The organism is Pseudoduganella sp. GW821-FHT11H04 (assembly GCF_058807935.1).
The window spans coordinates 149446-162047 of record NZ_JBXARE010000004.1; the positions used below are offsets into that span (position 1 = coordinate 149446).

Consider the following 12602-nt stretch of genomic DNA (forward strand, 5'->3'; position numbering starts at 1 on the left):
CTTACTGGATGCAAACTTACTTTCTGATCGCAGCAACGCTGCTTTACCTGGTCTGTGGTTTCCTCCCCTCGCGCAAGGCCGTGCCCATCGCCGCATTGACGGCGGGCGCCTGGCTGCTGCACGGGGCGGCATTGTGGGCCGACGTCATGGTGCCCGGTTCGCTGCGCGTCGGTTTTGCCACCATGCTGTCGTCGGCGCTGTGGATTTCGGTCGGCGCCTATTGGCTGGAGAACCAGAATTACACGCTGGACGGCCTGCGCCGCATCGTGCTGCCGGTGGCTGCGCTGGCGGTGGCGCTGCAGGCGGGCTTCCCCGGTTCGCTGATCCCGACCACCGGCCGTCCGGTCATGCTGGGCTGGCATATCGCCATCGCCACGCTGGCTTATAGCACGCTGACAATCGCCGCCTTCCACGCGGTGCTGATGGCGCTGCAGGAGTCGCGCTTGCATACGCGCGACGACCGGCCCGGCTTTTTCGCCACGGCGCTGGACCAGCTGCCGGCGCTGCTGACGATGGAAAAGCTGCTGTTCCGCCTGATCGGTTTCGGCTTCGTGCTGCTGAGCCTGACCGTCCTGTCGGGCATCGTGTTTTCCGAAGAATTGTTTGGCCGGGCGCTGAAGTGGGACCACAAATCGGTCTTCACCCTGTTGTCCTGGGTCCTGTTCGCATCCCTGCTGGCCGGCCGCCACTTCCGCGGCTGGCGCGGCAAGACGGCCCTCAGCTTCACGCTGGCGGGCTTTGCGACTCTGCTGCTGGCCTATGTCGGCAGCCGCTTTGTACTGGAAGTTGTTTTGCATCGAGGGTTGGTATGACACGCATTCTTTTCTGGCTGGCGCTGGTGTTCCTGGTGATCGCCGCCATCCGCAGCAAACTGCGTAAGATGAGCGGCCCGCCGCAAGGCAGCCAGCAAGACGGCCAGGCCGCGCCGCGCCAACAGCAACGCCCATCGGAGCTGGCGACTGAAAAGATGCTGCAATGCGCGCATTGCGGCGTGCATTTCCCCGCCTCTGAAAACGTGCCGGCCAATGGCCGTGACTACTGCTGTGCGGCGCACGCCCCGCACTAAGGCGCTACCAGCGTGTTTGCCCGCCTCCATTCCCTGTCGGCCGCATCGCGCGATACCTTCTGGCGCTCTTTAAAGGCGCTGGGCGCGACCCGGATCGTGATCGCCCTGGTGCTGATGGTGTATTTCGGCACCGAGCGCCTGCGTCTGTCGCATGAACTGACGGTGCAGATTTGCCTCATCTACCTGGTGACGGCCGTGGCGCTGCAGGCGCTGGCCAGCCGCTGGCGGCGCCAATTCATGCTGCAGCTGATGTCGCAGGTGGCCTGCGACCTGACCTGCATCTCGCTGCTCTATATCGCCGCCGGCGGCATGCGTTCCGGCCTGGCCATCCTCTACCTGTTCCCGCTGGCCGGCTGCGCGATCCTGGCGCCGCTGGTGCTGGCCTTGTTCAGCGCTTCGCTGGCCACGCTGTTCATGCTGGGCCACACCATCTACGAAGCCATCTCCGAAGGCGACTCGCCGGTGCTGCAGGCCGGCCTGTATGGCGTTGCCTGGTTTGCCGTCGTGCTGGTGGTGAACCGCATGGCGGCGCGCCTGATCGGCCAGGAAGAACTGGCGGCCCAGCGCGGCATTGAGGTTGGGGTGCAGCAGGCTGTCAACCGCCTGGTGATTGCGCATTCGGCCGACGGCATCCTGGTGGTCGGCGCGGACGGCGCAATCTATATGAGCAACCCGGCCGCGCAGCAAATGCTGGGCGGCACGGCGCTGGTGCTGGAAGGTGCGGCATTGCAGCCGCTGGCCTCTGCCTACGAAAGCTGGCGCGCCGACCCGTCGCAGGCCACCGCCTTCATCACCATCAAGCCCTATGCCGACCCGGAGCAGGAAGAAATGACGGCTGCCTGGAGTGCGCGGCGCGACGTGCCGCTGCACCTCAAGCTGCGTTTCGCCGCCGCCGATACGGCCGGCCTGGACGTCGAGCGCAATGTGATCTTCCTGGAAGACGTGACCGGCATCGAGGAAAAGGCGCAGCAGCTGAAACTGGCCTCGATGGGCCGCCTGACGGCCAGCATCGCGCATGAAGTGCGCAACCCGCTGTCGGCGATCGGCCACGCCAACTCGCTGCTGGAAGAAGATTTGCAGGCGCCGGTGCACAAGCGCCTGCTGAAGATCATCAACGACAATGTGGCGCGCGTGAACCGGATGGTGGAAGACATCCTGAAGCTGTCGCGCAAGGCGCAAAGCCACCACGACCCGATGGAGCTGGATTCCTTCCTCAACGAGTTGAAGGCGGAATTCGACGAGACCCACCGCCTGGACAGCAAGATCCTGTGCCTGGGCGGCATGCGAAAAGTGACGGTGCGCTTCGATCCGCTGCACTTGCGCGAGGTGGTACTGAATCTTTTAAACAACGCTGTGCGCTACGCCAGCGGCACCCCTTCCAGCATCCGTGTTTTCACCGTGCAGGCGGCAGGACACCCGCTGGAGCTGCATGTACAGGACGATGGCCCCGGAATTTCACCGCAGGTGAGGGCGCATTTGTTCGAGCCTTTTTACACCACGTCCAGCAAGGGCACCGGACTGGGTTTGTACCTCGCTCGCGAATTGTGTTTGAATAACGATGCCATGCTGGATTACGAACATCGCTTCGATGCCGGCGTGGATGAGGGCGGCGCACGCAAGTCGAGTGGCCGCTTTGTTATTACTTTTGCGAGATTTGCATGACTTCTCCACGTGTGCTGGTCGTTGATGATGAAGCCGACCTGCGCGAACTGCTGGAAATAACCCTGTTGAAGATGGGGCTGGACGTGGACAGCACCGAGACCCTTCAGCATGCGCGCCAGCTGTTTGCCGAAAATGATTACCAACTGGTGCTGACCGATATGCGCCTGCCCGACGGCCTTGGGCTGGAACTGGTGCGCGAAGTATCGGCCAGCGGCAAGAACATCCCCATCGCTGTGGTGACGGCTTTTGGCAGCGCCGAAAACGCCGTGGTGGCGCTGAAGGCGGGCGCCTTTGACTATGTGAGCAAACCGGTGCAGCTGGACCAGCTGCGCGTGCTGGTGCAGTCGGCGCTGCGCGTGACCGACAGCGCACCGGCGGCCGCGCCGGCGCGCGGGCAGCAGCCAAGCCGCTTGCGCGGCAATTCGGCGGTGATCCAGTCGCTGCGCGCGCAGATCGCGCGCCTGGCGCGTTCGATGGCGCCGATCGCCATCAACGGTGAGTCGGGTAGCGGCAAGGAGCTGGCGGCGCGTGAAATCCATGCTCAGAGCTCGCGCGCGGACAAGGCTTTCATCGCGGTCAACTGCGGCGCCATTCCCGAAGCTTTGATGGAGGCTGAATTCTTCGGCTACCGCAAAGGCGCTTTCACCGGCGCGGCCGACGAACGCGATGGCTTCTTCCAGGCGGCCAATGGCGGCACACTGATGCTGGACGAGGTGGCGGACCTGCCGCTGGCCATGCAGGTCAAGCTGCTGCGTGCGATCCAGGAACGGCGCGTGCGCAAGATCGGCGCCACAGCGGAAGAACCGGTGGACGTGCGCATTATCAGCGCCACCCACAAGAACCTGGAAAAGCTGGTGGAGGCAGGCCAGTTCCGGCAAGACTTGTTCTACCGCCTGAACGTGATCGAGCTGCGCCTGGCGCCGCTGCGCGAACGGCTGGACGACCTGGAAGAGCTGGTCGGGGCCATCCTGGCGCGGCTGGGGAGCTTTGAGCACAAAGCGGTGCTCGGGCCGGGCGTGCTCGAGGTGTTGAAGACTTATTCCTTCCCGGGCAATGTGCGGGAACTGGAAAATATCCTGGAGCGCGCGCTGGCGTTTTCCAATGATGGCGTGATTTCGGCGGAAGACCTGGCCTTGAAGGGCGGGGCGATGCCGCCACCTGCGCCTGCTGTGGCGGCCGTACCGGCTGCGCCGGTCGTGCCCGAAGCAGCCGCCGAGCCGGAGCCGGTGCCCGACGCCGAGCCTGCTCCGATTGAAGCGCCATCCATGCCGCCGTTGCCGGTGCTCGACATCCTGCCGAGCAACCTGCCGGCCTACCTGGAAGCGGTGGAGCGCGAGATTATCACCCGCGCCCTGACGCAAACTCATTACAACCGCACCCAGGCCGCCCAATTGCTGGGCATCAGCTTCCGCCAGCTGCGTTACCAGATGCAGAAGCTGAACATCCAGGATCCCGGGTGACCAGGATCCGGGCGGCGCGACCTGCGCCGCCCGGATCGACTATAATCCCGGTCCGCCGCGAAAAAGACCCCATTTTGCTGTAGCGTTTTTGCCAACGCACAATCTCCTGCTGCGTCGCAACATTGCTTATTAAATCAGCAAAGAAAAAGCAGTGTTAGTGCTCGCTCACCGCCAATCGCCCGCAGTGATTGGAGAATGCAAAAGTCAATAAGAAATCGTGGTCTAAACGAAAAAATTTCACCTTGTATGATCGGGAAGCGGTCACTACAATTAGTGGACGGAATTCGATGGTTCACTAGATATAGTGGTCATAAACAAATACTGAATACGCGGAGCATAAATGCAATCTACTCAAGACATTTCCACCACTCAGGCGCCTCAAGTGCCTGTTTCCGCTGGCGAAACCGCTGGCGGCGTCGCTGTTTCCGCTAGCCAACTGGCCGACTACCGCATCATCCGCCGCAACGGCGCCGTGGTAGCTTTCGAGCCATCCAAGATCGCCGTGGCAATGACCAAGGCCTTCCTGGCAGTGAACGGCGGCCAGGGTGCGGCTTCCGCCCGCATCCGCGAACTGGTGGAAGAACTGACCCAGAAAGTGGTGGCAGCGCTGATGCGTCACCAGCCAACCGGCGGCACCTTCCATATCGAAGACGTGCAAGACCAGGTTGAACTGGCCCTGATGCGCTCCGGCGAACACGATGTGGCGCGTTCCTACGTGCTGTACCGCGCCAAGCACATGGAAGAACGCCGCCTGAAGAAAGAAGCGGCCGGCGCCACCGCCACCGCAGAACCACAGATCAACGTCACCGAGAACGGCGTTGCCCGTCCGCTGGTGATGCAGGAAGTGCGCGACCTGATCGGCGCCGCCTGCAAGGGCCTGGAAAAGCACGTCGATGCCGACGCTATCCTGGCCGAAACCGTGAAGAACCTGTACGACGGCGTGCCGGTCGAAGAACTGCACAAGTCCGCCATCCTGGCTGCCCGCGCGCTGATGGAAAAGGACCCTGCGTACTCCCAGGTGACCGCACGCATCCTGCTGCACACCATCCGTAAGGAAGTGTTCGGCAAGGAAGTGCCGCAAGCCGGCGCCGCCGCTGCCTACATCGAGTACTTCCCACAGTACATCGCCAAAGGTATCGCTGCTGAACTGCTGAACGAAGAACTGGGCAATTTCGACCTGGCCAAGCTGGCCAAAGCCCTGGTTGCCGACCGCGACCTGCAATTCGGCTACATCGGCCTGCAAACCCTGTACGACCGCTACTTCCTGCACGTGCGCGATGTGCGCATCGAAATGCCGCAGGCCTTCTACATGCGTGTCGCCATGGGCCTGGCCCTGAACGAGACCAACCGCGAAGCGCGCGCCATCGAGTTCTACAACCTGCTGTCGACCTTCGACTTCATGTCGTCGACCCCGACCCTGTTCAACTCCGGCACCCAGCGTTCGCAGCTGTCCTCCTGCTACCTGACCACCGTGTCCGACGACCTGGAAGGCATCTACGACGCCATCAAGGAAAACGCATTGCTGGCCAAGTTCGCCGGCGGCCTGGGCAACGACTGGACCCCGGTGCGTGCACTGGGCGCCCACATCAAGGGCACCAACGGCAAATCGCAAGGCGTGGTTCCGTTCCTGAAAGTGGTGAACGACACCGCCGTGGCAGTGAACCAGGGCGGCAAACGTAAGGGTGCAGTCTGCGCCTACCTGGAAACCTGGCACATGGACATCGAGGAATTCCTCGACCTGCGCAAGAACACCGGCGACGACCGCCGCCGCACCCACGACATGAACACCGCGAACTGGATTCCGGACATGTTCATGAAGCGCGTGATGGAAAAGGGCAGCTGGACCCTGTTCTCGCCGTCCGACGTACCTGACCTGCACGACAAGTTCGGCAAGGAATTCGAAGAAGCTTACCTGGGCTACGAAGCCAAGGCCGCTTCCGGCGAACTGCGCCTGTTCAAGAAGATCGAAGCGCTGGACCTGTGGCGCAAGATGCTGTCCATGCTGTTCGAAACCGGCCACCCATGGATCACCTTCAAAGATCCTTGCAACATCCGTTCGCCACAGCAGCACGTAGGCGTGGTGCACTCCTCGAACCTGTGCACCGAGATTACCCTGAACACCAACGCCGACGAAATCGCCGTCTGCAACCTGGGTTCCGTGAACATGCCTGCCCACATGAAGGAAGGCAAGATCGACCACGTCAAGCTGCAGAAGACCATCCGCACCGCGATGCGCATGCTGGACAACGTGATCGACATCAACTACTACGCCGTTGAGAAAGCACGCAACGCCAATATGCGCCACCGTCCGGTCGGCCTGGGCGTGATGGGCTTCCAGGACTGCCTGCACATGATGCGCCTGCCTTACGCTTCGATGGAAGCGGTGCAGTTCGCCGACACCTCGATGGAAGCAGTGTGCTACTACGCTTACCTGGCTTCGACCGAGCTGGCGGAAGAGCGCGGCCGTTACCAGTCGTACGAAGGTTCCCTGTGGTCGCGCGGCATCCTGCCGCAAGACTCCGTGCGCCTGCTGGCAGAACAGCGCGGTGGCTACCTGGAGCAGGACCTGTCGTCCTCGATGGACTGGACCCCGGTCCGTGAACGCATCGCCAAGTTCGGCATGCGTAACTCGAATTGCGTGGCGATCGCCCCGACTGCAACCATTTCGAACATCATCGGCGTGTCGGCTTGCATCGAACCGACTTTCCAGAACCTGTACGTGAAGTCCAACCTGTCCGGCGAATTCACCGAGATCAACGCCTACCTGGTGCGCGACCTGAAGGCACGCGACCTGTGGGACGAAGTGATGATCGCCGACCTGAAGTACTTCGACGGCTCGCTGAGCAAGATCGACCGCGCACCGCAAGACCTGCGCGACATCTACGCCACCGCGTTCGAAGTGTCGCCAAGCTGGCTGGTGGAAGCAGCATCGCGCCGCCAGAAGTGGATCGACCAGGCGCAGTCGCTGAACATCTACATGGCAGGTGCGTCCGGCAAGACCCTGGACGAAACCTACAAGCTGGCATGGCTGCGTGGCCTGAAGACCACCTACTACCTGCGCACCATCGCTGCGTCGCACATGGAGAAGTCGACTTCCCGCACCGGCGCCCTGAACGCCGTGTCCGCGAACGTGCCTGACGCTCCAGCCGCCGTAGCTGCTGAGCCAGACGGCGCCGCCTGCTACCTGCGTCCTGGTGACGACGGTTTCGAGGAATGCGAAGCCTGCCAGTAATAAAATAAGGTGTAAGCTTGGTGTCGGACCCTGCGGGTCTGACATCGGTTTACCGGTTTTGAATACAAGAGGAAATAATACAAATGCTATCCTGGGACGATGAAGCCGCGGCAGCACCGCGCGCCAACCCTGCAGTAATGGGCGCCGCCGCCGAAGCGAGCGCCGAACAAGTCGCGCTGCGCGTGAATGCCGACGACAAGCGCGTCATCAACGGCCAGACCGACGTCAACCAGCTGGTGCCATTCAAGTACAAGTGGGCCTGGGACAAATACCTGGCCGGCTGCGCCAACCACTGGATGCCGCAGGAAGTGAACATGCAGCGCGACATCGAGCTGTGGAAGAACCCGAACGGTCTGTCCGAAGACGAGCGCCGCCTGGTCAAGCGTAACCTGGGCTTCTTCGTTACCGCCGACTCCCTGGCAGCGAATAACATCGTGCTGGGCACCTACCGCCACATCACCGCTCCTGAGTGCCGCCAGTACCTGCTGCGCCAGGCGTTCGAAGAGGCGATCCACACCCACGCTTACCAGTACATCGTGGAGTCCCTGGGCCTGGACGAGCAAGAGATCTTCAACGCCTACAACGAAGTAGCGTCGATCCGCGACAAGGACCAGTTCCTGATCCCGTTCATCAACGTGTTGACCGAACCGACTTTCAAGACCGGCACCCTGGAGACCGACCAGCAGCTGCTGAAGTCCCTGATCGTGTTCGCCTGCCTGATGGAAGGCCTGTTCTTCTACGTCGGCTTCACCCAGATCCTGGCGCTGGGCCGCCAGAACAAGATGATGGGCGCTGCCGAGCAGTACCAGTACATCTTGCGTGACGAATCGATGCACTGCAACTTCGGTATCGACCTGATCAACACCATCAAGCTGGAAAACCCGCAACTGTGGACCCCGGCCTTCAAGGAAGAGATCAAGGGCCTGTTCCTGCAGGCTGTTGAGCTGGAATACCGCTACGCCGAAGACACCATGCCACGTGGCGTGCTGGGCCTGAACGCCGCCATGTTCAAAGGCTACCTGCGCTTCATCGCCAACCGCCGCGCGACCCAGATCGGCCTGGAAACCCTGTTCGACCAGGACGAGAATCCATTCCCATGGATGTCGGAAATGATCGACCTGAAGAAGGAACGCAACTTCTTCGAAACCCGCGTGACCGAGTACCAGACCGGCGGCGCGCTGAGCTGGGATTAAACTCCCGCTCCACGATGAAAGCCCGGCACCGCCGGGCTTTTTTTTTGTAAATCGCGGATTACCGGGAGCCCCACCTTATTGCAGACGGTGGCGCAGGTGTGTCAGACCCTTGCCGGATGGCCGTCCCGTCTGACACGGGTTTACCGGGTCTTGCTTTACTCAGCCGCTAGCCGTGTACGCCTTGGCGACATCTGTGTTGAACGAGAGGCAAACGGGTCGCCTTGAACTGTTGTCAGCCCGATTTCCAAAACCAACCCGGCAAGGGTCTGACCCGCCGGCACCACCGACAGCGGCAAGATGGTAGGGCCGGTAATCCGTGATGCGCCTTTTTTTGTCGATCCGCCAGCACGTCGTCCGTCGTGTCATTACAAACACGAGGAGACGATCATGGCGCTGACGCTACTTCTTTTATATGCCCGCCCGATGACGATCTGGGGTTGGCACTTGTTACTCGCCTTCTGTCACTCTGCCAGGCGCTCAGGGATGGGCTTGAGCCGGTAGACTTCATGGAAGAACAAATCCGCCTTGTGCTGGTCGGAGCAGAAGTTGGTGACTTCCTTGATCCTGCCTTCTTCGAAGCGGAATACCAGGCACCAGGTCAGATCGAGCCCGCTGCCGTGCGTGCTCCATCCGCGGTGGTGGTCGATGACGTAGTCTTCATGCTCGGCGATCGCATAGGGCTGGGCCTGGAATCCGGCTTTGCCCAGCTGATCAAAGAACGCCAGCACTTCCTTGATGCCATGCTTTTCCCCGGCGAGCGGATGGTGGCCGGGAATGCGCCAAATAATGTCTTCAGCCAGGACGTCCCTGACAGCTGCGACGTTATTGTTGGCATACGCTTCGAACAATGCACCGATCTTTGGCAGGTTGGACACGGAGATCTCCTTCTAAGTTAAGTGGTTCAATGTGAGCGCCAGTTTAGAAATTAACGGGCAAAGGTAGTGTAGCGATCTTGCGGAAGCTGTCGTGAAATTGCGATGGCATGGTAGATTGTCATATGACCTCCGCTTCCAACCTGGCTGCAGCCGATGAGTTGTCACGCGTCCTGAGTACCACGCCGCCGCTTGATCCGCAGGCGTATCGGGGCGATGTGCGGCTGACCACGCGCTTCCGTCATGGGGCCGTCAATGGCCGGGTTTTGCCAATGAATGAGCACGTCGTAATGACTTATTACGGTGCAAGTCAGTCGTATTCATGGCGCGATGGCCAGCGCCGTTCGATCGGTGTCAAAAGGCCGGGCTTGATGACTTTCATTCCCAGGGGGCATGAGGCGCATTGGGATGTGGCCGGCAACGTGGAGGTGTCGCACGTTTATCTGTCCGATGCACAGCTTCAGTCTTGTGCGGCGACGTTGGGGAGCGATTTACAGGACGTGCAATTTGCGGACCGGATTTCTTTCGACGATCCTGTCGCATCGCACATGCTTCAGGTACTGGCGTTGGAGGCTGCGAATCCTCTTGAGCATAGCCGGCTGTTTGCGGATCAGGCCATAGAGCTGCTGTGCTTGCATCTTGTTCGGTCGCATGTTGCGGCGGGCATGCGTCCTGTGCGGGACGCGCTTCCGGGCTTGCAGGCGTGGCAGCTAAAGCGGCTTCGTGAATATGTCCATGAGCGGCTGGACCAGGATCTTCTGCTCGATGAACTTGCTGGCATCGCTGGGCTCAGCCGATTCCATTTCTGCGTGTCGTTCAAACGCGCCACCGGCCAAACGCCTCACGAATGGCTCACCCATCTGCGAATGGAGCGAGCACGCGCACTGTTGGCCCTGCCGCAGTTGTCGATTTACGAGGTTGCACTCGAAGTCGGCTACCAAACGCCGTCGGCATTCGCGTCGGCTTTCCGCAAGACGCAGGGCACGACGCCATCGGCTTTTCGTGCCGCTGTTACGCGCGCTTGACCTGATCCACCACGCTCTTGAGCTTACTTTCCTCGTCTGGCGCCAGCGTGACGAACTTGCAGCCGATGTGAAGCTGCTCGCCTAGCAGGAAAGAGCGGAAGGCGCGGGTGACGCGGATTTCCATTTCCGTGACCGTGATGGTTTCCGCTCCCATATCCAGCACCACGTCGCGCAGTTTTCGGCCCCGCAGCAAGCCCTTCGCCTCGAGCTTTGAACAGCGAAGGCCAATACCGCCCTGCGAGAAATCGTAAATCGGTATCTCATGGGGAGTCGTGCCGTTCATGACGAACGAGGCCAGGAAATTGGCGCCGAGCGGCGTTTCAAGGCGCTCGAAGGCGCGCCGGTTCATGACTGTGCAGGTCTCGGGGAACGTCATCGGAATCAGATGAGGCTTGCCGGGCACAGGCCTCCATTCCGGATCTGTCTGGCGAAACTGCATTTTCGCGTTGCCGAGTACAGTCACGAAGGTTAGCTTGCCGGGCTGCAGGGTGGCGCCCTCGTTCAACTCCATCACGAAGTGCGGCAATTCGGGATCGACGGACAGGATGCGTGCCAGTACTGGCTCGCGGCTGCCGGCAGCGTAGATTGAGATTGCATCGCCATTCGCCGCCAGCAAGGTCAGTGCGTCGCCGATCTCATCTTCGCTGGCCATGTCATATGAATTGGCTGAAGGCGGGAAAGGTGCAATCGCATCTTGTGGCCTTGGCGGCCCTTTGCGGATCGGGATTGCTTTGGGATCGCTGAGCAGCATATCGTTGATAGCGCGTGTCTATAAACTCATCATAGGTTGTGATTTGCTCAATAGCAACGTATTTCCCGAAAGCTTGTCGATTTGGCTGGGTCTCGTCCGTCGTGAGATCACAGACACAAGGAGAATCCGATGACTATCACCATTTCCGCATTTGAACGTTCGCCGGATGGCGGCAAGGGGCTGGCGCGCGATACGCGTCTTCGCTGGGCGCTGGAGGAAGTGGGGCAGCCTTACGAGGTGCGGCCGGTTTCCTTCGCAGCGATGAAGGAGCCGGCGCATCTGGCGCTTCATCCCTTCGGGCAGATTCCCACCTTTGAGGAGGGCGATCTTGTGTTGTTTGAGTCGGGCGCGATTATCTTCCATATCGCCTCGCACTTCGCGGGTTTGTTGCCGGAGGAGGGCAGTGCCCGAGCTCGGGCGATTACGTGGATGTTTGCTGCGCTGAATACAGTGGAGCCGCCGATTCTTGAGCTGTCGATTGCCAAGTTCCAGGAGGGCGACAAGCCGTGGAGCCAGGAGCGCTTGCCGCTGATTGCGGACCGGATCCGCATCCGGCTGGGTCAACTATCCGCCCGCCTGGGCGATGCAGAATGGCTGGATGGCGAATTCAGTGCGGGAGATTTGATGATGGTCTCGGTGCTGCTACGAGTGCGGCCATCGGGCATCCTGGATGAATTCCCCCGCCTTGCCGCCTACGTCGCCCGCGGCGAAGCGCGCCCGGCATACAAGCGGGCCTTCGCTGCCCAATTGGCGTTTAACACGGCCCAGCCGGCCAGTTGAGGGGCAAGCTATCTATTGGCCTGCAAGGAGTCTCCGCATCAGCAATGCCTTGAGATCGCGTCTGGCATCGCACACGAGGTGAATATATGCGGTATTGCCGCGTATTTCGTAGACGATGCGATTCATGCCGGAATTGACTTGGCGGTATTGGCGAAACTGGAGTTTTTCCAATTCGGCGGGAATTGATCTAGGGCGCGGCAAACCCCGTCGATTACGGCGGGGTCAAGAGCGCGGATGGCGAACGCCTTTTCCAGTCATGGTTCTTCACGCTCAAGGTCAGCCAAAACGTCTTCAGCTGGACGGAACTGCCCTTGATCGATCTCTTTCTGGCCAAGTGCAAGTATCTTGAGAAGGGCAAGACTCTGCTCATTTTCTTCGTAAGTGCGCACATCCATGACGACCAGCTTTGCTTCGCCATTTTGTGTAATCAGATAAGGCTCGCGGCTTTGGCTGACCTCGCGGACGATTTCGGCTGCATTGCTTTTCAGATAGCTGATCGGCTTGATGTTGGTTGAGAATTTCATGATAGGCCTCGGGAGTGCAGGGTGCCCGGTCAATCAT

At 60.6% G+C, this 12602-nt stretch carries 11 protein-coding genes; 8 read left to right on the forward strand and 3 right to left on the reverse strand.

The annotated features are described in order from the left end of the window. The first annotated feature begins 8 nt into the window (after nt 1-8). The 6 genes from AC1RTP_RS10905 (at nt 9) to AC1RTP_RS10930 (ending at nt 8613) form a co-directional block, all read left to right on the forward strand. Entirely contained in the window at nt 9-812 is an 804-nt protein-coding gene (locus AC1RTP_RS10905; RefSeq protein ID WP_498607407.1) for a cytochrome C assembly family protein, read from the forward strand. Beyond that, complete coding sequence (locus tag AC1RTP_RS10910; RefSeq protein WP_498607408.1) at nt 809-1066, forward strand: PP0621 family protein; 258 nt, start codon at nt 809-811, stop codon at nt 1064-1066. The genes AC1RTP_RS10905 and AC1RTP_RS10910 overlap by 4 nt, the downstream gene beginning before the upstream one ends. Before the next feature lie 12 nt (nt 1067-1078). Continuing rightward, entirely contained in the window at nt 1079-2728 is a 1650-nt protein-coding gene (locus tag AC1RTP_RS10915) for a sensor histidine kinase (RefSeq protein ID WP_498607410.1), read from the forward strand. Beyond that, nucleotides 2725-4188: a sigma-54-dependent transcriptional regulator gene (locus AC1RTP_RS10920; protein WP_498607412.1), complete on the forward strand. Its 1464-nt coding sequence runs from the start codon at nt 2725-2727 to the stop codon at nt 4186-4188. Before AC1RTP_RS10915 ends, AC1RTP_RS10920 begins: the two co-directional genes overlap by 4 nt. Nucleotides 4189-4528: 340 nt before the next feature. Next, nucleotides 4529-7420 (forward strand): ribonucleoside-diphosphate reductase subunit alpha, encoded by a 2892-nt coding sequence (locus AC1RTP_RS10925; protein WP_498607414.1) that lies wholly within the window; start codon nt 4529-4531, stop codon nt 7418-7420. Between the two features lie 83 nt (nt 7421-7503). Next, the gene (locus AC1RTP_RS10930) at nt 7504-8613 is read left to right on the forward strand and encodes a ribonucleotide-diphosphate reductase subunit beta (RefSeq protein ID WP_498607416.1); all 1110 of its coding nucleotides are present in this window, start codon (nt 7504-7506) and stop codon (nt 8611-8613) included. 461 nt (nt 8614-9074) lie between these two features. On the opposite strand, the gene AC1RTP_RS10935 is transcribed toward AC1RTP_RS10930, so the two are convergent. Next, nucleotides 9075-9488 carry a nuclear transport factor 2 family protein gene (locus AC1RTP_RS10935; RefSeq protein WP_498607418.1) on the reverse strand — a complete coding sequence of 138 codons (414 nt, stop codon included), beginning with the start codon at nt 9486-9488 and terminating at the stop codon, nt 9075-9077. Nucleotides 9489-9610: 122 nt separating this feature from the next. On the opposite strand from AC1RTP_RS10935, the gene AC1RTP_RS10940 reads away from it, so the two are divergent. Then, entirely contained in the window at nt 9611-10510 is a 900-nt protein-coding gene (locus tag AC1RTP_RS10940) for a helix-turn-helix transcriptional regulator (RefSeq protein ID WP_498607419.1), read from the forward strand. Here the strand turns inward: AC1RTP_RS10940 and AC1RTP_RS10945 are convergent. Next, nucleotides 10497-11261: a flagellar brake protein gene (locus tag AC1RTP_RS10945; RefSeq protein ID WP_498607421.1), complete on the reverse strand. Its 765-nt coding sequence runs from the start codon at nt 11259-11261 to the stop codon at nt 10497-10499. The two genes, AC1RTP_RS10940 and AC1RTP_RS10945, sit on opposite strands and share 14 nt — an antisense overlap. Before the next feature lie 129 nt (nt 11262-11390). On the opposite strand from AC1RTP_RS10945, the gene AC1RTP_RS10950 reads away from it, so the two are divergent. Then, nucleotides 11391-12041 (forward strand): glutathione S-transferase family protein, encoded by a 651-nt coding sequence (locus AC1RTP_RS10950; RefSeq protein WP_498607423.1) that lies wholly within the window; start codon nt 11391-11393, stop codon nt 12039-12041. Between the two features lie 254 nt (nt 12042-12295). On the opposite strand, the gene AC1RTP_RS10955 is transcribed toward AC1RTP_RS10950, so the two are convergent. Next, the gene (locus AC1RTP_RS10955; protein ID WP_498607425.1) at nt 12296-12565 is read right to left on the reverse strand and encodes a type II toxin-antitoxin system Phd/YefM family antitoxin; all 270 of its coding nucleotides are present in this window, start codon (nt 12563-12565) and stop codon (nt 12296-12298) included. Between the last annotated feature and the right edge of the window lie 37 nt (nt 12566-12602).